Here is a 23,330-nt window from a genome sequence, read left to right as displayed (position 1 = left end):
TCCGGTGGCGCGCCTAGCTTCGCGCGCCTACCCGGTTCGCCGGTCGTGTGTATCGACGGTAGCTGGATGCATGAGGCGCAGCGTTCAGCGAGCAATTAGCCAGAAGAAGGGTTCCGCGGTGTACGCGATCGTTCGTTGCGGCGGCAGGCAGCAGAAGGTCTCCGTCGGTGACGTCCTCGAGGTAGACAAGGTCGCCGGTGAGGTCGGCTCCACGGTGTCGCTGGCGCCGGTGCTCGTCGTCAACGACGGCGATGTCACCACAGACGCTGCCACGCTTGGCAAGTTCGAGGTGACCGCCGAGATTCTCGGCGAGACCAAGGGCCCCAAGATTCGCATTCTCAAGTACAAGAACAAGTCTGGTTACAAGAAGCGCCAGGGTCACCGTCAGCGGTACACCCAGGTGAAGGTAACCGGCATCAACCCCGGGAAGTAGTGGTAGCGAACCATGGCACACAAGAAGGGCGCCTCGTCCACCCGGAACGGCCGTGACTCCAACGCCCAGCGGCTTGGTGTCAAGCGTTTCGGCGGCCAGCTCGTGAACGCCGGCGAGATCATCGTCCGCCAGCGCGGCACCCACTTCCACCCGGGTGACAACGTGGGCCGGGGTGGCGACGACACGCTGTTCGCGCTGATCGCCGGTCACGTGCAGTTCGGCAACAAGCGCGGCCGCCGCGCTGTGAGCATCGTCCCGGCCGCGGAGTAGATCCGCCGATCGGGAAAGGGGCCGCCGCCCCGCGCGAGAGCGCGGCGGACGGGGGCCCGGCCAGAACGTTGATGAGGCGGATCGACTTGTCGATCCGCCTCATCGTCGTGAAGGGGTACCACCGGTGCGGGGAGCGCGGCGGTGGCACGGCGTGGACCAGACGGGCACGCTTGTGAGAGGGAGTAGCGGTGGCTGAGTTCGTCGACCAGGTGGTCCTTTACGTCAAGGCCGGTGACGGGGGAAACGGCTGCGCGTCCATCCACCGTGAGAAGTTCAAGCCGCTCGGCGGTCCCGACGGGGGCAACGGCGGGCGCGGGGGTGACGTGATCCTGGAGGTCGACCCCAACACCTCCACCCTTCTCGACTACCACCACCGGCCCCACCGCAAGGCCGCGAACGGCAAGCAGGGCGCCGGGTCCAACCGCGACGGCGCCTGGGGCGAGGACGTGGTCCTCCCGGTCCCCAACGGCACGGTCGTGAAGGACGCCAAGACCGGCGAGGTGCTGATCGACCTCATCGGCGCCGGCACGCGGTACGTCGTGGCCCAGGGCGGTCACGGGGGCCTCGGCAACGCCGCCCTGGCCTCCACCAAGCGCAAGGCCCCCGGCTTCGCGCTGCTCGGCGAGCAGGGCGACGAGATCGAGGCCGTGCTGGAGCTCAAGACGGTCGCCGACGTGGCGCTCGTGGGCTTCCCGAACGCCGGCAAGTCGTCGCTGATCGCGGCCCTGAGCGCCGCCCGGCCCAAGATCGCCGACTACCCGTTCACCACGCTGGTGCCCAACCTCGGTGTCGTCACGGCGGGGGAGACGGTGTTCACCGTCGCCGACGTGCCCGGGCTGATCCCCGGCGCCTCCGAGGGCCGGGGGCTCGGCCACGAGTTCCTGCGCCACGTGGAGCGGTGCTCGACGATCGTCCACGTCATCGACTGCGCCACGATCGAGCCCGGGCGTGACCCGCTCACCGACTTCGGGGTGATCGAGGCCGAGCTGGCCGCCTACGGCGAGCTGGACGACCGCCCGCGTCTCGCCGTGCTCAACAAGGCCGACGTCCCCGAGGCGCGCGAGCTCGCCGACATGGTGCGGCCGATGCTGGAGGACAAGGGCCTCAAGGTCTTCATGATCTCCGCGGCCACCCACGAGGGGCTGCGCGAGCTGTCGTTCGCCGTGGCCGAGATGGTGGCGGCCGCCAGGGCCGCCAAGCCCGTCGAGGAGCCCACCAGGCTGGTCATCCGTCCCAAGCAGTTCGGCGACGCCGGGTTCACGGTCAGGCGGATCGACGACGACACCTTCCAGGTCACCGGCGAGAAGCCCGAGCGCTGGATCAAGCAGACCGACTTCACCAACGACGAGGCCGTCGGCTACCTCGCCGACCGCCTCGAACGGCTGGGCATCGAGAAGGCGCTCAGCGAGGCGGGGGCCAAGGCCGGCGCCGAGGTCGTCATCGGCTCGATGGAGGGCGGCTACATCTTCGACTGGCATCCGACGCTCGACGCCGAGGCCAATCAGGGCCCGCGCGGCTCGGACAACCGCCTCGGGTAGCCCGGCGACCGGGCGTCCGGGACTTACCGGCGCGGCACGGTGGACGGGTCCGCCGGTCGCGGCGATCATGCGACAGCAGGTAAGCGAGCGAAGGGTGCGGAGCGTGGACATCGCCGGTCGGGAGCGGGTGGCCGCTGCTTCACGCCTGGTCGTCAAGGTGGGGTCGTCGTCGCTGACGACCCCGCAGGGCACCATCGACGTCGACCGGGTGGACGCCCTGGTCGACGTCCTCGCCGCCCGCGCCGGGAACGGCACACAGCTGGTGCTGGTGTCCTCCGGCGCCATCGCCGCCGGGCTCGGGCCCCTCGGCCTGACCGCCCGGCCGCGTGACCTCGCGACCCAGCAGGCGGCGGCCTCGGTCGGGCAGGGCGTGCTCGTCGCCCGCTACACCTCCTCCTTCGCCCGGTACGGCCTGCGCGTGGGCCAGGTCCTGCTCACCGCGGACGACATGATGCGCCGGGCCCACCACCGCAACGCGCAGCGGACCCTGGTGCGGCTCCTGGAGCTCGGCATCGTCCCGGTGGTCAACGAGAACGACACGGTCGCCACCGACGAGATCCGCTTCGGCGACAACGACCGCCTGGCGGCCCTGGTGGCCCACCTGATCCACGCCGACGCGCTGGTGCTGCTGTCGGACGTGGACGCCCTGTACGACGGCGACCCCCGGGTGCCGGGCGCCCAGCGGATCCCCCAGGTCAACGGGCCGGCCGATCTCGAAGGCGTCGAGCTCGGCCGGTCGGGCCGGGTCGGCACCGGCGGCATGATCACCAAGGTCGAGGCGGCGCGCATCGCCACGGGGGCGGGCGTCCCCGTCGTGCTCACCTCCGCCGCCCACGCCGCGCAGGCCCTCGCGGGCAGGGACGTCGGCACGTACTTCCAGCCGGAGGGCCGCCATCCGGGCACCCGCCTGCTCTGGCTCGCCCACGCGACCACCGGCAGGGGCCGCCTGCACCTGGACGCCGGGGCGGTGGAGGCCGTGGTGATGCGGCGCAAGTCGCTGCTCCCCGCCGGGGTCACACTCGTGGAGGGCGACTTCACCGCCGGCGACCCGGTCGACCTCTACAGCCCGCACGGCACGCCCGTGGCCCGGGGCCTGGTGAACTTCGACGCCGCGGAGATCCCCGAGCTCCTCGGCCGCTCCACGCGCGAGCTGGCCGCGAACCTCGGCCCTGAGTACGAGCGGGAGCTGATCCACCGAGACGACATCGTCATACTGGATCCCACCATCGAGAGCAGGAGCGCGAGGCATGTCTGAGGCCGATGACTTTCTGAGGGTCGCCCACGACGCCAAGGAGGCCGCCGCCGAGCTGGCGCCGCTGCCGCGCTCCGCCAAGGACGCCGCCCTGCGCGCCGTCGCCGACGCCCTGGTGGCCCGCGCGAAGGAGATCGTCGAGGCCAACGCCCTCGACGTCGCCGCCGCACGCGAGAGCGGCACCCCCGAGACGATGATCGACAGGCTCAGGCTCGACGACAAGCGCGTCGGGGCCATCGCGGGCGCGGTGCGCGAGGTGGCCGAGCTGCCCGACCCGGTCGGCGAGGTCGTGCGGGGGAGCACGCTGCCGAACGGCCTTGAGCTCCGGCAGATCAGGGTGCCGCTGGGCGTCGTCGGCATCATCTACGAGGGCCGCCCCAACGTCACGGTCGACGCCGCCGCCCTCTGCCTCAAGAGCGGCAACGCCGTCCTGCTGCGCGGGTCCTCCAGCGCCTACCGGTCCAACACCGTCCTCGTGCGGATCATGCAGGACGCGCTCGGCGGCACCGAGGTGCCCTCGGGGGCCGTGCAGCTGGTGCCGGGCACCACGCGCGATTCGGTGAAGCACCTGATGCGCGCCAGGGGCCTGGTCGACGTGCTGATCCCGCGCGGCGGCGCGTCCCTGATCAACTCGGTGGTGGAGGAGTCCACGGTGCCGGTGATCGAGACCGGTGTCGGCAACTGCCACGTGTACGTGGACGCCGACGCCGACCTGGACCTGGCGCTGGAGATCCTCGTCAACGCCAAGACCCAGCGTCCGTCGGTGTGCAACGCGGCGGAGACGTTCCTGGTCCACGCGGAGGTCGCCGACGCGTTCGTACCGGCGGCCCTGGCGCGGCTCGCCAAGGAGGGCGTGACCGTGCACGGCGACGAGCGTGTCGCCTCGTACGCGGCGGGAGCCCCTGAAGGCGTCGTGGTGCCCGCCACCGAGGAGGACTTCGGTGAGGAGTACCTCTCCCTGGACATCGCGGCGGCCGTGGTCGACTCGCTGGAGGAGGCGGTCGCGCACATCCGGCGGTACGGCTCGGCGCACACCGACGCGATCGTCACGCGGTCGCAGGGCGCGGCCCGGCGTTTCGTCGCGCGGGTCGACTCGGCGGCGGTGGCGGTCAACGCCTCTACCAGGTTCACCGACGGCGGGGAGTTCGGCTTCGGGGCCGAGATCGGCATCTCCACGCAGAAGCTGCACGCCCGCGGGCCGATGGGCCTTCCTGAGCTGACCTCCACCAAGTGGGTCTACACCGGCGAGGGCCACCTGCGCACCTCCGCGGGCACCGTCATAGCCGGAGGCCGGCCGCCCGCCGTACCCTGATCAGCTGATTGGCGCGGGGCCCGTGAAGTGATGACTCAGTGTGGTCGGCGTGTCGCTCCTCGCGTACGACGGGCCGGGGGGTTTGACTGTCCCCATGGGGATCGTCTTCGCCTTCGGCTACGCCATCGCGGTGGTGGTCGCGGCCGATCGGCTGATGCTGTGGCTGGAGAGCCGAGGTCACGTGAACTGGCGGCGCACCGGCAGGAAGGCCCTGTCCGCGAGTCCGGACGCCCGCCTGGACCACCTCTTCGAGGACTCCTCGCGCTAGCGGTTTCCGCCGGCTCCCGGCCGGGCCGGCCGGGGCACGTATCCCGGTGTGTCCGTTAAAACCTGTTGGCTTCCGGCGCGCCGTCACGGTAAATCAGTGGATCGGCGCTATGGTGGCGTCTCCTATGGGCGGACGGCGAGTGGGCGGGCTCGGGCGAGTCGGCCCGTACACCATGGTGGAGCGCCTCGGCCGCGGTGGCATGGGCGAGGTCTACCTCGCCGTCGGTCGGCGCGGGGTGAAGGTCGCCGTCAAGATGCTCCGCGATCCGATCGGGGACGACCCCGAGGCGCGATTAAGACTCGACCGCGAGGTGCAGGCGCTGCGGCGGGTCGAGAGCCCGTATGTCGCCCGCGTCCTCGACGCGGACCTGTCCGGTGACAGGCCCTACCTGGTGATGGAGCACATCGAGGGGGAGACCCTCCTCGACGCGGTGCGGCGGCAGGGGCCCCTTTCGGGTCCCAACCTGATCGAGCTCGCCAGGGGGCTGGCCACCGCGATCGCCATCATCCACGCGGCCGGGGTGATCCACCGCGACGTGAAGCCCGCCAACGTGGTGCTGGGGCCCGACGGTCCCGTGCTGATCGACTTCGGCATCGCCCAGGTGTCGGACGCCACCCGGCTCACGATGACCGGCACGTTCCTCGGCACGCCGGGCTACTCCGCGCCCGAGGTGTTCGCCGAGGAGGTCGTCGGCGAGCCGTCTGACATCCATTCGTGGGCGGCCACGGTGGCGTTCGCCGCCACCGGGCGCCCGACGTTCGGCAGGGGCAGCGTCGAGGCGCAGATGTACGCCGTCCTGAACGGGCGCGCGGACCTCGCCGGGGTGCCCGGCTCGCTGCTGCCCTTGATCAGGGCGGCGCTCAACAGGGAGCCCGCCAAGCGGCCCACAGCGGCGCTGCTGGCCGACCGGCTGTCCCGCTTCGCCAGGGCCACGGCGCCCGCCGCGCCGGCGGGGGCGCGCAACGCGCCGCAGGCGGCACGCGCACGCGGTGAGGAGCCGCCGGGCGGCCGGGGCCGGAGCGAGGACGCGCCGGGCGAGGAGCTGCCGGCCGAGCCGGTCAGGACGCGCGCCCGGGAGGCGGCGGAGTCCGCCGCCGAGTCCACGCCCGCGCCCCGGAAGAAGGCGGCGCCCGCGGGCCGTCCTCTGCGGCCCGCGACGGGCCCAGAGGAGCGCGTACGCGTCCGCCGTTCCAAACCCGAGGGAACGGACCGCCGTGCCGGCGCGGAGAGCCTGGAGCGCCGTTCCAAGGCCGAGGGTGCGGAGCGTCGTACGGGCGCGGAAGCGGTGGAGCGCCGTTCCAAGGCGGAGGGCACGGAGCGCCGTACGGGCGGCGCGGGCAGGGCGCGGCGTACGGCGACGGATGTGAAGGAGTCGCTTCTCGGCGCCCAGGCGGCGCAGGGCGGCGCGTCCTCGCCGCCGGGGAGCGCCGTGCTGATCATGCTGGCCATGGTCGCGGTGCCCTGCGTCGTGGCGTCGGTCATCTGGCCGCTCGCGACCTTCGCGATCACGGCGACCTTCTGCGTGCTGGCCCGCGCGTGGTGGAGCGGGCACTGGCTGGTCAGGAACCGCAGGTCCACGCGGGTGCGCGGGACGCTGCGGGTGGTGTCGTTCCCGATCGCGCTGGCCGGGTCGGCGCTCAGCGCGGCCGTGTGGCCAGGGGTGCCCGCCTCGGCCGTCGCCGCCTCGGCGTTCTGGGTGGCCGCCGGGGGCGACATGGGCGACATGTGGTGGAGCCAGCCCGGGCCCATGACGGTGGCCGGGGTGGTCTTCGGGGTCGTGTGCGGCGGGATCGTCGGCCGTGAGGTCGAGCGCATCGGCGTCCACGTGCCCGACCTCCGGAGGGAGGGGCTGCGGGCCCTTTCGGTGCTGGGCGGCTTCGTCGCGCTGTGCGCGGCGGCGGTGCGCGTCCTGGCGTGGGTGCTTCCGCACGCGCTCTGAGGGCCCTCTGGCGGTCCTCCGGCGGCATGTAGGCAGTCCCCCCAGGCGCGCGAGGGCCTGGGGGTGAACGGCCGTGCCCCTGGTCGCGTACCGGTGAACCCACGGTCCGCCCTGGTGAGGGCAGCGCATCGTATGGGGAGGACCGCCTTTCGCGCTCGCCCCACGAGCCGCGTGCGGGGCGGCGTCGTGACGAGCGGATCGGTGAGGTGGCGGCCCGGTCGCGGTCCAGGGCTCCTGGGCCGTGGACCACGGATTCGGTGCTCAGTCCCTGCGGGCGAACCGGTTGAAAATGCGCTCGCCTGCGTTGACGGCGCCCTCGGCGACGTCGCGCAGCACGCCGATGAACGGGTCCTGGGACTGCGCCCACGACTCGCGGTAGGAACGCGCGGCGGCCTTGACCTCCTCGGAGAGCTTGGCGTCGGCGTCGTCCTCGCGGCGGGGGTAGTCGCCGGCGAGGATGGACTCGTACTCGCCCTCGCGCCGCCACCGGTCGAGCTCGGCCACCCGCATCACCGCGAAGGGGTGGGTGGTGCCGAGCAGGTTGAGGACCTTGAGCAGGCCGTCGCGCACGTCACCGGCGGTGTCGTACTCGCGGGCCTGGTCGAGGAACGCCTCGATGTTCATCTCGTGGAGCCGGGAGCCCCCGGCCAGCTTCATCAGGGCCCGCATGGCGGCCTCGGGGTCCTGGCCGCAGAGCAGGCCGCCACGGTCGGAGGAGAGCTCGGCCTTGCGGTGCCACTCCTCCAGCGCCGTGACGATGACGCGCAGCCCGATGTATCCGAGCGGGATCCACGCCACGCGGGTGGCGAGCCGCGTCAGGATCGCGAGCATCGTGCCGTAGACGGCGTGCCCGGACAGGATGTGGGAGGTCTCGTGCCCGACGACGAAGCGGAGTTCCTCCTCGTCCATCAGGTCGAGCAGGCCGGTGTTGATCACGATGAACGGGTCGTCGAAGCCGATGGCCATCGCGTTCGGCTGGGGATCCTGCTGGACGTAGATCTCCGGGATGCGGTGGAGATCGAGGAGGTACGCGCTGTCGCGGCCCATGTCGTACAGGGCTCGGAACTGGGTCTCGCTCGCGCGCACGGAGGAGGCGAGGAACATCAGCCGCAGGCGGCGCTCGCTGAACAGGCCGGACGTGCGCTTGAGCACCGAGTCGAATCCCGACAGGGAGCGCATCGCGACCAGGGCCGACCGGTCAGCTGGATGCTCGTAGGCCCGGGAGCTGATGCCGGGCAGCTGTACACGGTTGCGATCCGGGGTGGTGGTGGTCATGGTCGGCATGCTACGTCGGGGCGGATGCCCGCGCGCGGCACAAGGGCCCGGTTTCGTGGGGTCGAAGCTCTCCCAGGGGGGAGGAGGGCCTGCCGGGGGCGTCTTCCCGGGCCGCGGCTTCGGCGGGGGGCGGTTCCGTGGCTCCACGGAGGCGCACGTTAGGGTCCCTCGCATGAGGAATGGGGCCCCCACCAGGCGGCTTGGCATCATGGGCGGGACCTTCGACCCGATCCACCACGGCCACCTCGTCGCGGCCAGCGAGGTCGCCCACCACTTCGACCTGGACGAGGTGGTGTTCGTCCCGACGGGACAGCCGTGGCAGAAGGCGGACAAGGCCGTCTCGGCCGTGGAAGATCGTTACCTGATGACGGTCATCGCCACCGCGTCCAATCCGCGGTTCTCGGTGAGCCGGGTCGACGTCGACCGCCCGGGACCGACGTTCACGATCGACACGCTGCGGGAGATCGCCGCGCTGTACGAGCCGGACGTGGAGCTGTACTTCATCACCGGAGCCGACGCCCTGTCGCAGATCCTCAGCTGGCGTGACGCCGACGAGCTTTTCACCATGGCGCATTTCGTGGGCTGTACCCGTCCGGGCCATGTGCTGCAGGATCCGGGGCTGCCGAAGGGGAAGGTCAGCCTCATCGAGATCCCGGCGCTCGCGATCTCGTCGTCGGAGTGCCGCCAGCGGGTGGCCGCCGGAGAGCCGATCTGGTACCTCGTACCCGACGGGATCGTTCAGTACATCAACAAGCGGGGCCTGTACCAGGCATCCTGATGACGGCCCCGCGCGGGGCTTCACGGGCGACGACGGGCGCGGGACGGGCGCGTCACCGCCTGGTCAGCCGGTGGACGCGACCAGGCCGAAGGTGGCGGAGCGGGGCGAGGGCCAAGCCCTGACCGTTCGAACGGAGAAATCATATTTGCCCCCCGGGCGAACCTGGCAGGACAATCGCTAGATTTGATGGGTACGCCAAGTCTTCGCCGCACAGGAGGAACAACCCACATCGTGACCGCATCGGAAAGATCACTTCAGCTCGTCCGGCTCGCCGCCGAGGCCGCGGCCGAGAAGCTGGCGGATGACATCATCGCCTATGACGTGAGCGAGCAGCTCGTCATCACCGACGCCTTCCTGCTCTGCTCCGCCTCCAACGACCGCCAGGTCCGCTCCATCGTCGACGAGATCGAGGAGCGTCTGCGCATCGACGCCCATGCCAAGCCGGTCCGCCGCGAGGGGGAGCGCGAGGGGCGCTGGGTGCTGCTCGACTTCCTGGACATCGTGGTCCACGTCCAGCACGAGGAGGACCGCACCTTCTACGCCCTGGAGCGCCTGTGGAAGGACTGCCCCGCCATCTCGCTCCCCGACAGCGTCACGCAGGTCCGGGCCCAGCGGGGCAACGGGACGGCAGGTGAGTGAGGGGAAGCCCGGTGGCCGTCGCGTCGTGTTCTGGCGCCACGGCCAGACGCTGTGGAACGTCGAGCAGCGGTTCCAGGGCCATACCGACATCCCGCTCGACGAGACGGGCATCGCCCAGGCCGGCCGGGCGGCCTCGCTGCTCGCGTCCCTGAGGCCCTCGCTGATCGTCTCCTCCCACCTCCGGCGTGCCCAGGAAACGGCCGCCGCGCTCGGGGGCTTCGCGGGGCTCGACGTCATGGTCGACAAGGACCTGCGCGAGCGCGGGGGAGGTGAGTGGGAGGGCCTGACCCGCGCCGAGATCGCGGCCGGCTGGCCGGTTCAGTACGCCGAGTGGGAGGCCCCCGGCGGCGAGACGGTGACCGACGTCGCCGACCGCGTCGCCGCCGCCACCCGCCGGTGGGTCGCCCGGGTGGAGGACCGCGGGCTGCTCGTGATCGCCTCCCACGGCGCGGCGATCCGGCTGGGCGTGGCACGCCTGCTCGGCCTTCCCGAGGACCTGTGGCCGGCCCTCGGCGGCCTCGGCAACTGCTCGTGGTCGGTCATCCAGGAGGGCCGCAAGGGCTGGCGCCTCCTCGAACACAACGCGGGCACGCTTCCGGAGCCCGTGAACAGCGACGACAGGCCCGAATCCGCCTCCGCGGCGAGTTAGAGGGGCCTTTCGTACGGCTTGCGCCGGGCGCGCGGGGCGCAAGCCGTACCTCGGCCGGCCCGGTGCCGAGCCGTTCCGATCGGGCCTCGTCCGGGGTCTCCGTGGCGTCGCGCAGGTGTCGATTAGGTCAACGGCAGGGTGTCGCTATATGCTCTCCGAGCGCCGTGACGGGAACACCCGGAGCGGTGACCAGGGGCTATGGCGCAGCTGGTAGCGCGCCTCCATGGCATGGAGGAGGTCTGGGGTTCGAATCCCCATAGCTCCACGCAGGGTCGTTCTCGAAACGGCCGGACTGAAGTTGGCGGGATCCCGTCTGATCATCGAGATCAGGCGGGATCTTGTCGTTTCAGGGAGTTTCCGAATCGGGTTCGTCCTGGTTTGGGAACTCAGAGCGGGTGTCCGGGAAGGCCCGGGGTGGTGTCAGGGTGCTGGTTGATGAGGGAGTTCGCGTCGTTGGGCATAGCGACGCCGGCTGTGTCGGGCTCGTCGGGGGGCTGGGGTGGCGCCACTGGCGCAGTTCGTCCGCCTGCTGCCGTGCGGCCGCCCCGGCTTGGGCCACACCTTCCAACACGCCCCGCAGATTTGTCCTGGCTTGCCGCTACCCTTTCCAGCTCACTCAACTGCGATGATGAGGTCCAAGTCGAGCGCAACGAGCTGGTGGTAGTAGTGGGCAAGCTGCCGCAGCCTGCCCAGCACCCGATTGAACGCCTCGTCATCAGGTTCGGTCTCGTGCACCTTGTAGACGCCAAGAGTGCTCATTTCGACGACGGAGAATTCCTGACGGGCAGCCGCTACATCGAGCGCGTCAATCGTGGCGGCGGCTTCAGCGAGGAAGGACGTCGTGGAGCACCGCCAGGGAACGCCCAGATTTCCACGGTCGGCGAAGCGCCGGTCCCCTTGGATGATCCGGTATGGCAGTGACAATTCCCGCTTGGGCCAGTCGCTCAGCTTTCTATAGGCCGCCGGGTCGAGGAGATATTCGGCCTGGTTGTAGGAGCGGTCCGGGAATGGGTCGGTGGTACGGAACCCTTCGGGAAGCATGGCCAGCAGTCTGCGATCGAGGTTGGACAACGGCTTGTCCTCAGGGGGACTGAAAAGCCAAAGTGAGGCGAGTTCCCGCGCCTTAGGATCAACTTGGATGAGACGCGTCGAGGGTGCGTTCAGCCGAACCGCCGAGGTGAACAAATCTAATCCCACAGGGACTTCCTCCGCCAGTACCGCGTGATCGGGCATGTGCTGCGACGTGTGTCGGTAGACCTGCCCGAGTGTAGGGCGAGGCCACGCGGCCCCGGTATCCCGAAGCTAGGTTCGCGGACGTGCCGGGCGGCCGCGTAGGGAATCGTCGAGGACGTAGGCGTGCCCGTAGGGTGCAACCAGTGGCCGGAACCGGCTGCTTCATGCCGAATCAGGGGATTCAAAGTTGACCCAGAGGCCGAAGAACTGGGCGGGGAACCTCGTCTTCCGCGCGGAGCGTGTCGACCGGCCCTCCTCCCTTCAGCAGTTGCGGAGCCTGATCTCGCGGAGCGCCAGGGTGCGCGTCCTCGGCAGCGGGCATTCGTTCAACGACATCGCCGACTCGCCCGGCACCCTGGTCTCGCTCGACGGCCTGCCGCAGGGCGTGGACATCGACACCGGCTCCGCCACGGTCAAGGTCGCCGGGAGTGTGCGGTACGCCGAGCTGGGCCGGCGGCTGCACGCCAAGGGGTACGCGGTGCCCAACCTGGCGTCCCTGCCGCACATCTCGGTCGCCGGTTCCTGCGCCACGGCGACCCACGGCTCGGGTGAGGGCAACGGCAACCTCGCGACGTCCGTGTCCGCCGTCGAGATGGTCACCGCCGACGGCGACGTGGTGGTCCTCAGCCGCGCGGGGGACGGTGACCGCTTCGACGGCGCCGTCGTGGCGCTCGGAGCCCTCGGCGCGGTCGTGAGCCTGACGCTGGACATCGTGCCGGCGTTCGACGTGCGGCAGTACGTCTACGAGGGGCTCCCGGTCGAGGTCCTGGACGACCACTTCGGGGACGTCGTCTCCAGCGCGTACAGCGTGAGCCTGTTCACCGACTGGCGGACCTCGCGGATCAACCAGGTCTGGGTGAAGCAGCGCCTCGACGAGGCGGGCGGCTCCCCGGCCGCGCCCGATCTGTTCGGGGCCACGGCGGCGGATGCCCCCCGGCATCCCGTCCCCGGGGTGTCCGCCGTCCACTGCACGGAGCAGATGGGCGTCCCGGGCCCCTGGTTCGAGCGCCTGCCGCACTTCCGGGCCGACTTCACGCCGAGCAGCGGCGAGGAGTTGCAGTCGGAGTACATGGTGCCGAGGCGACACGCCGTCGAGGCCCTGCACGCGCTGGAGGGCCTGCGCGATCACATCGCCCCGGTCCTGCAGATCTCCGAGATCCGGACGATCGCCTCGGACGAGCAGTGGCTGAGCCCCGCCTACGGCCGGGAGACCGTGGCCTTCCACTTCACCTGGATCAAGGACTACCCGGCGGTGCTTCCCGTCCTCGGCCTGATCGAGGAGCGGCTCGCGCCCTACGAGCCGAGGCCCCACTGGGGCAAGCTGTTCACCGTGCCGCCCGGGACCCTGCGCTCCCGGTACGAGCGGCTGCCAGACTTCCGCCGTCTGGCGCGGCGGTACGACCCGTCGGCCAAGTTCGCCAACGAGTTCGTCGCCACATACGTGCTCGACGACGCCTGAGCGATCTCTGGGCCAGACGGGCTCAGACGTACGGCGACGCGTCACGCCTCAAAAGGGCCGTCCCCTGCCCTCGGCGGTCGGCGCGTCGCCACACGTCTCCCCGATGTCTGTGTGAAGTGCCTTCCGACGCGGATCTCCTCTCTCGATGTTTCGCCGGAGCGAGCCGTGGATGACATTCAGATCAATTGCCATGGGAGTCCACGGCCCGCCGCTTGCCCGGAGGGCCGGCCGCCGGATGTCCGGAGGGGGTAGGTCGGCGGCCGGTGTCCACAATTGGCCACTACTTATCGTGACCAAATAACCGCAATTAGCTGCCAATCTGGATATCAGCGGCCATAGTCGGAGGGTTCAGGTCTTCGAGCTCGAAAGGCTGCGATGAGATCCCTCCGGCACCCCCTCGCCCTGGTGGCCATGGCCGTCGCGATGGTCATGTCCCCGCTCCTTGCCACCCCCGCGTCCGCCGACCCGCCCGAGGTCGCGCTTTCGCTCTCGTCCTCCCAGGTCAACACCGGTGACTCGGTGACGGTCACCGTGCAGGTCACCAACATCCACGGCTTCACGGTGCTCAACGCCGCCGCGCGCGTGTTCACCACCCCCGCCGCGCTCCCGTCGTACGCCACGCTGACCGGATGCACCGGGGCGAGCGGCCCGTGTACCACCGTCTCGGACGGGAGCGGGCCCATCGGCTTCGAGGCGCCCGTCGGAGCCCTGTCGGGCGGCGCCTCGGCCACCGTCGTCCTCACTCTGGCGATCGCGCAGAACGCCCAGCCGGGGGAGCAGACCTTCCAGGGTGAGCTGCGCGGCTCGAACTACGCCTCGGAGATCGTCACCGGGCCCGCGCTGACCATCATCAGCCAGGCCGACGCGGCCGTACGCCTCACCGCCTCGCCCAAGCTGGCCCTGCTCGTCCCGAAGATCGAGTTCACGGTGCGGGTCACCGACAACGGGCCGGGCGTGCTGCGCTCCGCGACCGTCAGGACCCCGCTTCCCGGCGGGCTCTCGGGGGTCTCGGGCGACTGCGCGACCGGCTCGGGCGCCGTCACCTGCACGACAGGGCCGGTCGCGCTCGGGGCGTCGGTGACGAAGAAGTTCACCGTCCCGATCGGGCTGCTGAGCATCGGCGTGCCGTACACCTTCACGGCCACGCGCACGGCCTCCGACCCCGTGGACCCCGTAAGCTCGAACGACGTGGAATCGGTGCAGTGCACCGTCGTGTCCGTCGTCCTGGTCAACTGCCACTGATCCCGCGAAACCCGCTCGCGGGGCCCTCTCCCCGGTCACGCGCCGGGGAGGGGCTCCTCGCGAGGAAGGCCGAGGTGGGGGCCCGATAATCTACCTCCCATGTTCCCGAGTCTCCGTGCCGTGCGATGATCGGCGCCCTGGCCACCTGTCTGATCGTCGGCGCGCTGCTGCTGGCGGCGCTGTGCGTGATCGTGGCCATCAGGAACAGGCCGATGGGCATGGTGCTGCTCGTCGGGCTGGGGCTGCTGGAGCTCGCGCTGCTGGCACAGGCGGGCATCGGCGTCGCCAAGGTGATCGGTGGCGAGCACCCCCACGAGACCGCGACGTTCATCGGCTACCTCGCGGGCACCATCCTGATCCCGCCGGTCGCGGCCTTCTGGGCGCTCGGCGAGCGCACCCGGTGGGGGCCCGCGGTCGCGGCCGTCGGCTGCTTCGCCATCCCCGTCATGGTGGGCCGGCTGCTGCAGCTCTGGCAGGGAACCCCGTGACCGCGGTGAACACCGGGCCGGGCCGGCTTCTCGTCGCCGTGTACGGCATCTTCGCGCTGGCGGCCGGAGCACGGGCGGGCGTGCAGATCGCCACCAAGTACCACGAGGCGCCGCTCGCCTACGTGCTGTCCGCGTTCGCGGCGGCGGTCTACATCGTGCTCACGGTGGCGCTCGCGCGCGGCGCCCGCCGCCTGGCCTTCGCGGCGTGCGCGATCGAGCTGGCGGGGGTGCTGATCGTGGGCACGCTGAGCGTGTTCGACCCGGCCGCGTTCCCGCACGCCACCGTCTGGTCCGGGTACGGAAGCGGTTACGGCTTCGTCCCGCTGGTGCTGCCGGTGATCGGCCTCTACTGGATTTTCCGCACGCGAAAGTCCGAATAGGCCACGCTCTTGGGGGCAGGGCTGGTTTCCGTACCCACAAAGAGGGAGGAAGCCTGATGAGCACCATCGAGCACTCGGTCGACGTGGCCGTGCCCGTGCGGACGGCCTACAACCAGTGGACCCAGTTCGAGAGCTTCCCTGAGTTCATGGAAGGCGTGGAGTCGGTCAAGCAGCTCGACGACACCCGCCTCGCGTGGAGCGTCCAGGTCGCCGGCGTACACCGTGAGTTCGAGGCGGAGATCACCGAGCAGAGACCGGACGAGCGCGTCGCGTGGCGCTCTCTGGAGGAGCCGCGCCAGGCCGGCGTGGTGACGTTCCACCGCCTCACCGACGACACCACGCGCGTCATGCTCCAGATGGAGTTCGACCCCGAGGGGGTCGTCGAGACCGTCGGAGACATGCTGCAACTGGTCCGCATGCGGGTCCACGGCGACCTGGAGCGGTTCAAGGAGTTCATCGAGTCCAAGGGATTCGAGACCGGCGGCTGGCGCGGCGAGGTGCCGACGCCTCTCGACAGCGACCACGGAGCCGCCGCCCGTACGGCTCCGGACGGCGACGTGCTGATGGGACCGGGCACCACCTCGGGCCCCGGCGTCCCCGTCGGCACCACCCCGGCCGGCACTCCGGCCGGCACCCCGACCGGCACAGTGCCGGACCCGAGGAGCGGCTCCGGGCCCGCCTACGCGGCCGGTGACCCGATGCCTCCGCAGCCGGTGCGGCGGGAGTACCCGCCGGAGACCCCGCTCCCGGCGCCGGGCAGCGGCCCGGTCTCCCCGAAGGGCACCCCGCGCTGGGACGACGAGCCGCCGCTGACCCCGGAGCGCCTCGCCTGACGAGGCCGCCAGGACGGCGGGAGGAGACGGCGAGGGGACAGGGTCACGGACCCCGTCCCCTCCGGCGTTCCCGGAGCTCAGCCGGTCAGCCGGTGGGGAGCAGCGACGGCGCGCAGCGCGAGCACCACGGCCAGGCCGAGACCGACGGCCACGGCGGTGATGAGGTCGAACACGACGGTGACGGTGAAGGTCAGGACGAGCACGATGGCGTCGCCACGGGTCGCGCGGGCCAGGGCGCGCAGGGAGCCGACCTCGACCATGCGGACGGTGGTGGCCAGCAGCACCCCGGCGAGCGCGGCGAGCGGGATCCGGCCGACCAGGGTGCCGGCGGCGAGCACAGCGGCAACGCGACCACGGCGACGATCAGCCCGGCCACAAGGTCGCGGCCCGGCGAGCGGCGGGCGGCCGTCCAATCGGAACGTCCGGGCAGCAGGCCGGACAGCCGGCGAAGCGCTTCGCGGACGTTCACACGGTCGACTCAAGCTCGGCGAGCAGCTCGCGCCGGTCGGCCAGCAGGTCGGTCAGGATCCTGCGGGCCGACCGCATCATCTCGGGCACATCGGCCCCGGCCAGCTCGTACACCACCGTCGACCCGTCGCGCCGGGCGGTCACCAGCCCCGCGCGGCGCAGCACCGCGAGCTGCTGCGACAAGTTGGGCGCCTCCACCTCGATCGAGGCCAGCAGCTCGCGGACTTGCTTCGGCCCCTCGCACAACAACTCCAGCACCCGGATGCGCAGCGGGTGGCCGAGCGTCTTGAACAGCTCGGCCTTGGCCTGGTAGAGCGGGACCGGCATCACTCGGTCCCGCCCGCCGGTCCGCCGCCGATGGCGAACGCCCTCATTCGCCCGGCTTCCCTCCCCGATCGGGGTCGGAGCCGGTCTCGTCGGGCTCGGCGCCCGCGGGGGGCGCCGGGTCGACACCCAGCTCACGTCGCAGCGAATCCAGATCACCGCCACCGCTGTACTTCAGAGCACGAGCGACCTTCACCTGCTTGGCCTTGGCCCGACCGCGTCCCACCGACACCCCTCCTCGCCGACACGAACCAGTTCGTTGCGATCCTAGCGAATTGACAATCTCTGCAAGTCCGTAACGCCCCGAGCGCTGACCCGGTGGGGCCGGGGGCTCGGATGACCACTCCGAATGTCTGTTACTCTTGAGGTCGTCCAATCATCCCATGATTCGATTACCCGCTCGACAGATGAAGGAACGACCCCCGAATGAGTGTGCTCGCCCCGGATCGGCTCGTGACGACCGCACCCGAACGGGGGGCGGGCCGGACGCGCTCGCTCGCATGGCTGGTCGTGCTCGGCATCGTGCTGGCGGCGCTCAACCTGCGCACCGCCGTGACCAGCGTCGGCCCCCTGCTCGACCAGGTCAGCCAGGCGCTCGGCATGTCGGCGGTGGCCACGGGGCTGCTGACGACCCTGCCGGTGCTGTCCTTCGCGGTGTTCGGCGCGGTCACCCCCTCACTCGCCCGGCGCGTCGGCGAGCATCGCCTGCTTCTCGGCGCGCTCGTGCTGCTCGGGGTGGGCCTGCTCGCGCGGGTCATGATCGACTCCACGTTCGTCTTCCTGGCGGCGAGCGTGGTGGCGCTCCCCGGGGGCGCGATCGGCAACGTGCTGATCCCGACCCTGATCAAGCGCCACTTCCCTCGTCGTACCGGGCCCATGACGACCCTGTACGCGACGGCCCTGGCCGTCGGCACCATGCTCGCCGCAGCCGCGACGGTCCCGATCCAGCGGGCCGCCGACGGCAACTGGCACGTCGCCCTCGGTGTGTGGGCGGCACTCGCCGCTGTGGCCGCCATTCCGTGGCTTGCGCTCCTGCGCAGTGAGCCGGAGCGGTTCAGCGGGCGGGACGCCGCCGGGCCCCGTGCATTGGTGCGCACCCGGCTGGCCTGGGCGATCGCCGGGTACTTCGGCACCCAGTCGCTCGTGGCCTACGTGATGTTCGGCTGGCTGCCGCAGTTGCTCCAGGACAGGGGGTACACCACCGGCCAGGCCGGGGTCAGCCTGGCGGTGTTCTCGGCGCTGGGCATCCCCGTGGCGCTGGCCGTGCCCGCCATCGCGGCCCGCGTCCGCAGCCAGCGCCCCATGATCGTCGGCTTCGCCGCCCTTTACGTCGTGGGCTTCACCGGCATGCTGGCCGGCCCGGCGTCGACGCTGTGGATCTGGGTCCTGGTGGTCGGCGTGGGCATGGGCTCGTTCCCGCTGGCGCTCACGCTGCTCGCGCTCCGCACCCGCACGCCGGAGGTCACTGCGGCCCTGTCGGCCTTCGGGCAGAGCGCCGGGTACCTCATCGCCGGGGCCGGCCCGATCGTGGTGGGCGTGCTCTACTCCTCCACCGGAGGCTGGACGCTGCCGTTCGCGCTCCTGTTCGCGGTGGTGGCGGCCCAGGTCGCCACCGGCTGGTACGCGGCCGGCGACCGCTACCTGGAGGACGAGCTCGCCTAGCGAGCAGGTTCAGCCGGGAGGAAGCGGGCGACCTTGCCCGCCGGCCCGCTGGTCACCCGCACCACCTCCGGCGCGACATGCGCTGCCCGTTCCGGGACCGCTTCCTTGATCTGCTGCCGGATTCGGTTTCCGCGTGGTGGCCGGATTCCTATAGACTGTCCGCGCATCGCAAGGGGCTATGGCGCAGCTGGTAGCGCGCCTCCATGGCATGGAGGAGGTCTGGGGTTCGAATCCCCATAGCTCCACCCTCGCGTTCGACCCGATACCGCCCCCACCAGGGCGGTATCGCTGTTTCGGGGCCCGAGCGCGGTCCGATGGGCGGGGAGGCCGGGTAGCAGTGGAACGATCGACGCCGCCGGTGGTGGTGCGGCGGAGCCTGCCGACCGAGCCCGCCGTCCGGGGTTCGGCGTCGCTGTTCGTGGCCGAGGCCGAGCGCCAGGGCATCCGCGCGGGCCGGCGGATGCTCCACGTCGGTCCCGAGCCCGCCGGTGAGCACGTCGCCGCGGCGCTGCGTGTCGAGCCGGGGGCGTCCGTGCTGGCGCGGCGCAAGCTGCTGCTGGCCGACGAGGTCCCCGTGCGCGTCGCCACCAGCTATTTCCGCCTCGACGTCTTCGGCGGCACCCCGATCTGCGACCCCGGCTTCGTGCGTCCGAGCCTCCAGGCCGGCATCGAGGCCCTCGGCCACCGCTTCGGCCACGCCGAGGAGCGACTGGTCGCGCGCCGCCCGGCCGCGTTCGAGGCCGAGACGCTGCGGCTCGACCCGGGCGAGTGGATCGTCGAGATCGTCCGCGCGGCCTACGCGACCGACGGCACCCCGATCCACGTCCTTGAGACCATCTGCGCCGCCTCGCGCCACGTCTTCCCCATCACCCAGGTCACCGGCGCCGACGAGTTCTAGGGATCGGAACCGCCCGATGGCCGACTACGCGTCCGTCTCCCTGGCCGGGCGGAGCTGACCGCGCCCCTCCTACGCGCAGGCGGCGCCGTTCAGCGCGAAGCCCGACAGGGCGCCCGCGGTGCCCGTGAACGACGCGTTGAAGGCGAGGTTGATCACGCCTCCGGCGGCGACGCTTCCGTTCCACGAGGCGTTCTTCACCGTCACCGCGGTGCCCGACTGGGTCCAGGTGCCGTTCCAGCCCTGGACGCTCATGCCGGCCGGGAGGGTGAAGGTGACCGTCCAGCTCGTCAGCGCCGCGCCCCTGTTGGTCACGTTGAGCTGGCCGGTGAACCCGCCCGGCCACTCGCTCTGCTTCGCGTACGACGCCGAGCAGGCGCCCGCGGTGGGCGTGGGCGTCGGGGTGACGGTCGGGGTCGGCGTGGGGGTGGGCGAGACCGTGGGGGTGACCGTCGGGGTGGGGGTGGGGGTCGGGGACGGGCCGTCGGTGGTGTAGGTCGCCTTGGTGTACGCGGCGCCGCACGGAGAGCATCCGGCAGGGAGGGCGAAGCTGTAGACGCGGCCGTTGTTGACGAGCGCGTCGGAGGCGTCGCGCACCCGGATCTGGTAGCGCGTCCCGGCCGTCTCGGTGGGCGCGATGATGTACGACTGGCCCATGTCACTGTTCATCTGGGCCTTCTGCCAGGCGCCTCCGGCGTAGTACTCCACACCGTGGATGCCGTCGCGCAGGTGTGACACGGCGATGGCCGGCCAGTACTGCTGGGCGCCCTGCATGAAGCCGATCTGGATGTCGCCGGTGTACCCGGGCGCCGAGACGAACGACCAGGTGACGTGGCGGTTGTTCCAGTGGTTCGGGTACATGTCGCCGACGGGGACGCCGTTCTTGGCGAACCTGTTGAGCGAGCCCTTGGCGAGGTCCAGGTGGTACGGGTCGTCGCGGCACCAGGCGTTGGCGTCGCCGCAGCTGTCCGCGACCAGCATGTTCAGCGTGGCCCCGTTGTAGGCGTCGGCCGTCCACGAGCCGTTGCGGCAGAACGCCTGGCCGGGCGCGCCGTCGTTGACGCCGGTGCAGTAGTCGGCCACCGAGACCCGCACCCATCGCCCGCAGTTGAGCCCGTTGTTCCACATGCCGATCTTGGCGGCCATCGACGGAGGCAGCGGCCGGGTGTAGTTCCCGTAGTCGCCAGGCGTGTTGAACACGTTGAGCGCGACGAAGTCCTGACTTTCGAGCACGGACTGCGGCAGGCCGCATCCCCCGTACGGGGCGCCGAGCGCGTCGAAGTAGGTCGCGTTGCCCGTCACCGGCGCGGGAGGGTCCGCCAGCGCCATGGCCTTCGCGGACAGTTGGAACACGACCAAAGCGCACAGGAGGAAGGCGGCGAGCAGGGCCGCTCCGCGCCTGCGGTCGCGGGGCGCGGGGCCCGTCGGTCGAGCGCGGTACAGGTCTGTCATCGCCGTCTCCGTCCACGTCGTGGCCCGGGACCGAACGCGGGTCCCTCGCAGGGCGGGGTCACCCTAAGTCGGCGCGGAATCGGCGGACAACGCCCGCGTTCTCCCGTGGGCGGCGCCGCAGGTCGCCGGGGCGTCGGTGAAGATCGAGTCTGAAACTTCCACCGGGGATCGGTGATGGAGGCCGGGCAAGCGGGGACTCAGCGGTGAGCAAGCCGGGCACGCGAGCCTGGTCGCGGGGCCGCACTCCGCGGTCCCCGCTATGGAGGTACGCCGATGCCGTTCTTGCCCCGCACGCACGAGATCCCGCAGGGGGTCGACCACGTGTCGTTCCGGATCAGGCCCATCACCGTGCACGACGTCGTCAAGGACTACGAAGCCGTGATGGCCAACGTCGGCCTGCTGCGCGGGCGTTTCCCGCTGTGGGGCTGGCCGAAGGACGGGCTGACGCTTGAGGAGGACCTCATCGACCTCGCCTGGCACCAGAAGGAGGCGCTGCTGCGAAACTCGTTCAACTACGCGATCATGACGCCCGACGAGTCGCGCCTGCTCGGCTGCGTCTACGTCGATCCGCCCGAGAAGCTCGGAGCGGACGCCGACGTGTCGTTCTGGGTCAGGGCCGACCAGGAGGAGCCGGGGCTGGAGGAAGAGGTCGAGCGCGTCGTGCGGAGGTGGATCGCCGAAGCGTGGCCGTACGAGTCCGTGCGCTGGCCCGGCAGGGACCTCTCCTGGAAGGAGTGGGACGCCCTGCCGGACGCCTGATCACACCGGATCGCCGGAGTTCGGCAATTGCACGGTCGTCCGCGAGCCGCGATCTGCAATTGCGTTATACACAGCAAGATCCGTGGTTATCCCCCTATTTTCGTCAACTCCGCTCCTGACTGGACTTGACTTGGCGTGTGATATCCCTCTATTTAAGGAGAGTCAGGAATCGGCTCAGTGTTGGGTGGACGGAATGACAGCGAGAGGCTCGCGCCCGGCGCACCGGGCCGCGCAGGCCGGCGCGTTCGACCGGATCGGTGAGCGATATGACGAGGCCTTCCCCTACAAGGGCGGGCAGATCGCGTCGGCCGAGTGGGTCCTGCGCAAACTGCGCCCGGGCGCGCGGGTGCTCGACGTCGGCTGTGGTACGGGCCTGCCGACGGCCCGCCAGTTCGTGGACGCCGGATGCGAAGTGACGGGCATCGACATCTCGCCCGTCATGCTCGCCCTGGCCGAGAAGCACGTCCCCGAGGCCGACCTGCGCCGACTCGACGTCGTCGAGCTGGACGGCAGCCTCGGGCGGTTCGACGCGGTCGTGGCCTACTTCTCCCTGTCGATGCTCCGCCGCGACGAGATCATGATGACGCTGCTCACGCTCCACGAGCTGCTCGTCCCCGGCGGCTGGCTGGCCCTCGGCATGGTCGAGATCGACGTGGACGACGCGCCGATCCGCGTCCTCGGCACGCCCGTGCGGATGACCGGATACGCCAGGTACGCGCTGCGGGCGGTCGTCCAGGAGGCGGGGTTCAGCGTGCGCGAGCAGATGGACCTGGCCTACGTTCCCGCGACCGAGGACGAGCCGCTCGAAATGCAGCTCTTCCTCAACTGCCGGAGGAACACCTTCTGACAGACGTCCTCACTCCGTGTCGCGTACGACCCGTACCGGCCGTGCCGCACGATGGCGACGGCGGGCGGGCAGGTGTTTGACGGGCGCGACCGCGGGCGCTTAAGTTCCGGATACCGACTGGTCGGTCTGAACGGAGAGCGCGTATGCGGGTGCGAGACAAAGTCGTCGTCGTGACCGGGGCGGCTAGCGGGATCGGGCGGGCGATGGCCCTTCGGTTCGCGGCGGAGGGCGCGGCGGGCGTGGTCGTCGCCGACCTGGACGAGGCGGGCGCAGCCCGGGTCGCCAAGGACATCGGCGAGCGGGCGATGGCCGTACGGACCGACGTGTCCGTGCGGGAGGAGGTCACCGCCCTGGCCGACGCGGCGGAGGAGGCCTTCGGGCCCGTCGGGCTGTTCTGCTCCAACGCCGGCGTCATCACCGGCCACGGGCTGGACGCCGACGACCTCGACTGGACCAGGACCATCTCGGTGAACGTGCTCGCCCACGTGTACGCCGCCGGCGCGATGGTCCCGAGGATGGTCGAGCGGGGCGGCGGCTATCTGCTCAACACCTGCTCGGCCGCGGGCATGATCAGTTGCCCGGGGGACGCTCCCTACGCGGTGACCAAGTCGGCCGCGATCGCCTACGCCGAGTGGCTCTCGATCCACTACCGGACCAAGGGCCTCGGGGTGAGCGTGCTGTGCCCGCAGGGCGTGCGCACGGCGCTGCTCGGCCAGGGCATGGACGAGCACCACCTCACGGCCCGCGCGGTCCTGGCGTCCGGCGCGCTCCTCGAACCCGAGGCGGTGGCGCAGACGGTGATCGAGGGCCTCGACGCCGAGCGGTTCCACATCCTTCCCCACCCCGAGGTGGCCGAGTTCGTCCGGCGCAAGTACGACGACCCCGACCGCTGGCTCTCCGGCATGGCCAGGTTCGTCGACTCGCTGGAAGAGTGA

At 71.0% G+C, this 23,330-nt stretch carries 26 protein-coding genes and 2 tRNA genes; 22 read left to right on the top strand and 6 right to left on the bottom strand.

Features of this window, described 5'->3' with window-relative positions; all coding sequences use genetic code 11:
* Positions 1-118 precede the first annotated feature (118 nt).
* From rplU to ACGFIV_RS20365, 7 genes are all read left to right on the top strand, one after another.
* The gene (gene rplU, locus ACGFIV_RS20395; RefSeq protein ID WP_344939118.1) at positions 119-433 is read left to right on the top strand and encodes a 50S ribosomal protein L21; all 315 of its coding nucleotides are present in this window, start codon (positions 119-121) and stop codon (positions 431-433) included.
* 12 nt (positions 434-445) lie between these two features.
* The gene (gene rpmA, locus ACGFIV_RS20390) at positions 446-703 is read left to right on the top strand and encodes a 50S ribosomal protein L27 (RefSeq protein WP_114032604.1); all 258 of its coding nucleotides are present in this window, start codon (positions 446-448) and stop codon (positions 701-703) included.
* A gap of 188 nt (positions 704-891) precedes the next feature.
* Complete coding sequence (gene obgE, locus ACGFIV_RS20385) at positions 892-2,241, top strand: GTPase ObgE (RefSeq protein WP_358561258.1); 1,350 nt, start codon at positions 892-894, stop codon at positions 2,239-2,241.
* A 103-nt stretch (positions 2,242-2,344) separates the two neighbouring features.
* Positions 2,345-3,496 carry a glutamate 5-kinase gene (gene proB / locus ACGFIV_RS20380; protein WP_392836849.1) on the top strand — a complete coding sequence of 384 codons (1,152 nt, stop codon included), beginning with the start codon at positions 2,345-2,347 and terminating at the stop codon, positions 3,494-3,496.
* Positions 3,489-4,805, top strand: coding sequence for a glutamate-5-semialdehyde dehydrogenase (locus ACGFIV_RS20375; protein WP_358561252.1), 1,317 nt, complete (start codon positions 3,489-3,491; stop codon positions 4,803-4,805). The genes proB and ACGFIV_RS20375 overlap by 8 nt, the downstream gene beginning before the upstream one ends.
* A gap of 49 nt (positions 4,806-4,854) precedes the next feature.
* A complete protein-coding gene (locus ACGFIV_RS20370; protein WP_358561249.1) occupies positions 4,855-5,073 on the top strand; it encodes a hypothetical protein in 219 nt (72 codons plus the stop codon).
* Positions 5,074-5,197: 124 nt separating this feature from the next.
* Complete coding sequence (locus ACGFIV_RS20365; protein ID WP_392836843.1) at positions 5,198-7,012, top strand: protein kinase; 1,815 nt, start codon at positions 5,198-5,200, stop codon at positions 7,010-7,012.
* A 261-nt stretch (positions 7,013-7,273) separates the two neighbouring features.
* On the opposite strand, the gene ACGFIV_RS20360 is transcribed toward ACGFIV_RS20365, so the two are convergent.
* On the bottom strand, positions 7,274-8,287 hold the full coding sequence (locus ACGFIV_RS20360; protein ID WP_358558326.1) for a M48 family metallopeptidase: 1,014 nt from the start codon (positions 8,285-8,287) through the stop codon (positions 7,274-7,276).
* Positions 8,288-8,459: 172 nt separating this feature from the next.
* On the opposite strand from ACGFIV_RS20360, the gene nadD reads away from it, so the two are divergent.
* From nadD to ACGFIV_RS20340, 4 genes are all read left to right on the top strand, one after another.
* Positions 8,460-9,065, top strand: a complete 606-nt coding sequence (nadD, locus tag ACGFIV_RS20355; RefSeq protein ID WP_358558323.1) for a nicotinate-nucleotide adenylyltransferase — start codon at positions 8,460-8,462, stop codon at positions 9,063-9,065.
* A gap of 231 nt (positions 9,066-9,296) precedes the next feature.
* Entirely contained in the window at positions 9,297-9,704 is a 408-nt protein-coding gene (rsfS, locus tag ACGFIV_RS20350; protein ID WP_358558320.1) for a ribosome silencing factor, read from the top strand.
* Complete coding sequence (locus ACGFIV_RS20345) at positions 9,697-10,353, top strand: histidine phosphatase family protein (RefSeq protein WP_358558317.1); 657 nt, start codon at positions 9,697-9,699, stop codon at positions 10,351-10,353. Before rsfS ends, ACGFIV_RS20345 begins: the two co-directional genes overlap by 8 nt.
* 192 nt (positions 10,354-10,545) lie before the next feature.
* Positions 10,546-10,618 (top strand) — tRNA-Ala (locus ACGFIV_RS20340).
* Positions 10,619-10,965: 347 nt separating this feature from the next.
* Here ACGFIV_RS20340 and ACGFIV_RS20335 read toward each other — a convergent pair.
* Positions 10,966-11,424, bottom strand: a complete 459-nt coding sequence (locus ACGFIV_RS20335) for a DUF1877 family protein (protein WP_392836835.1) — start codon at positions 11,422-11,424, stop codon at positions 10,966-10,968.
* 349 nt (positions 11,425-11,773) lie between these two features.
* Between ACGFIV_RS20335 and ACGFIV_RS20330 the strand changes: the two genes are divergently transcribed.
* The 5 genes from ACGFIV_RS20330 to ACGFIV_RS20310 all read left to right on the top strand — a co-directional run bounded on the left by ACGFIV_RS20330 (position 11,774) and on the right by ACGFIV_RS20310 (position 15,988).
* Entirely contained in the window at positions 11,774-13,045 is a 1,272-nt protein-coding gene (locus tag ACGFIV_RS20330) for an FAD-binding protein (RefSeq protein WP_392836831.1), read from the top strand.
* Between the two features lie 375 nt (positions 13,046-13,420).
* Positions 13,421-14,287 carry a hypothetical protein gene (locus tag ACGFIV_RS20325; RefSeq protein ID WP_358558305.1) on the top strand — a complete coding sequence of 289 codons (867 nt, stop codon included), beginning with the start codon at positions 13,421-13,423 and terminating at the stop codon, positions 14,285-14,287.
* 125 nt (positions 14,288-14,412) lie between these two features.
* Entirely contained in the window at positions 14,413-14,775 is a 363-nt protein-coding gene (locus ACGFIV_RS20320; protein ID WP_358558302.1) for a hypothetical protein, read from the top strand.
* Positions 14,772-15,155: a hypothetical protein gene (locus tag ACGFIV_RS20315; protein WP_358558299.1), complete on the top strand. Its 384-nt coding sequence runs from the start codon at positions 14,772-14,774 to the stop codon at positions 15,153-15,155. The genes ACGFIV_RS20320 and ACGFIV_RS20315 overlap by 4 nt, the downstream gene beginning before the upstream one ends.
* 56 nt (positions 15,156-15,211) lie before the next feature.
* Complete coding sequence (locus tag ACGFIV_RS20310; RefSeq protein ID WP_358558296.1) at positions 15,212-15,988, top strand: SRPBCC family protein; 777 nt, start codon at positions 15,212-15,214, stop codon at positions 15,986-15,988.
* Positions 15,989-16,065: 77 nt separating this feature from the next.
* Here the strand turns inward: ACGFIV_RS20310 and ACGFIV_RS20305 are convergent, their stop codons facing one another.
* The 3 genes from ACGFIV_RS20305 to ACGFIV_RS20295 all read right to left on the bottom strand — a co-directional run bounded on the left by ACGFIV_RS20305 (position 16,066) and on the right by ACGFIV_RS20295 (position 17,006).
* Positions 16,066-16,326: a hypothetical protein gene (locus ACGFIV_RS20305; protein WP_358558293.1), complete on the bottom strand. Its 261-nt coding sequence runs from the start codon at positions 16,324-16,326 to the stop codon at positions 16,066-16,068.
* A 127-nt stretch (positions 16,327-16,453) separates the two neighbouring features.
* On the bottom strand, positions 16,454-16,783 hold the full coding sequence (locus tag ACGFIV_RS20300; protein ID WP_358558290.1) for a metalloregulator ArsR/SmtB family transcription factor: 330 nt from the start codon (positions 16,781-16,783) through the stop codon (positions 16,454-16,456).
* 43 nt (positions 16,784-16,826) lie between these two features.
* Positions 16,827-17,006: a DUF3073 family protein gene (locus tag ACGFIV_RS20295; protein WP_358558287.1), complete on the bottom strand. Its 180-nt coding sequence runs from the start codon at positions 17,004-17,006 to the stop codon at positions 16,827-16,829.
* Between the two features lie 200 nt (positions 17,007-17,206).
* Here ACGFIV_RS20295 and ACGFIV_RS20290 point away from each other — a divergent pair, with 200 nt between their 5' ends.
* The 3 genes from ACGFIV_RS20290 (at position 17,207) to ACGFIV_RS20280 (ending at position 19,340) form a co-directional block, all read left to right on the top strand.
* Positions 17,207-18,442, top strand: coding sequence for a CynX/NimT family MFS transporter (locus ACGFIV_RS20290; RefSeq protein ID WP_392836821.1), 1,236 nt, complete (start codon positions 17,207-17,209; stop codon positions 18,440-18,442).
* A gap of 172 nt (positions 18,443-18,614) precedes the next feature.
* A tRNA-Ala gene (locus tag ACGFIV_RS20285) sits at positions 18,615-18,687 on the top strand.
* Positions 18,688-18,779: 92 nt separating this feature from the next.
* Positions 18,780-19,340: a UTRA domain-containing protein gene (locus ACGFIV_RS20280; protein WP_358558281.1), complete on the top strand. Its 561-nt coding sequence runs from the start codon at positions 18,780-18,782 to the stop codon at positions 19,338-19,340.
* A 69-nt stretch (positions 19,341-19,409) separates the two neighbouring features.
* Here ACGFIV_RS20280 and ACGFIV_RS20275 read toward each other — a convergent pair whose 3' ends face one another.
* A complete protein-coding gene (locus ACGFIV_RS20275; RefSeq protein ID WP_358558278.1) occupies positions 19,410-20,789 on the bottom strand; it encodes a cellulose binding domain-containing protein in 1,380 nt (459 codons plus the stop codon).
* A gap of 273 nt (positions 20,790-21,062) precedes the next feature.
* Between ACGFIV_RS20275 and ACGFIV_RS20270 the strand changes: the two genes are divergently transcribed.
* The 3 genes from ACGFIV_RS20270 (at position 21,063) to ACGFIV_RS20260 (ending at position 23,330) form a co-directional block, all read left to right on the top strand.
* Entirely contained in the window at positions 21,063-21,548 is a 486-nt protein-coding gene (locus ACGFIV_RS20270) for a GNAT family N-acetyltransferase (RefSeq protein WP_358558275.1), read from the top strand.
* Between the two features lie 193 nt (positions 21,549-21,741).
* Positions 21,742-22,395, top strand: coding sequence for a methyltransferase domain-containing protein (locus ACGFIV_RS20265; protein ID WP_358558272.1), 654 nt, complete (start codon positions 21,742-21,744; stop codon positions 22,393-22,395).
* Positions 22,396-22,538: 143 nt separating this feature from the next.
* Entirely contained in the window at positions 22,539-23,330 is a 792-nt protein-coding gene (locus ACGFIV_RS20260) for an SDR family oxidoreductase (protein WP_392836814.1), read from the top strand.

Origin of the sequence: Sphaerisporangium sp. NPDC049003 (genome assembly GCF_043197795.1) — a bacterium.
In the GTDB taxonomy this organism is placed as follows: Bacteria; Actinomycetota; Actinomycetes; order Streptosporangiales; family Streptosporangiaceae; genus Sphaerisporangium.
The sequence above is the reverse complement of the archived record's forward strand: the minus strand, read 5'-3'. Positions and strand labels throughout refer to the sequence as shown.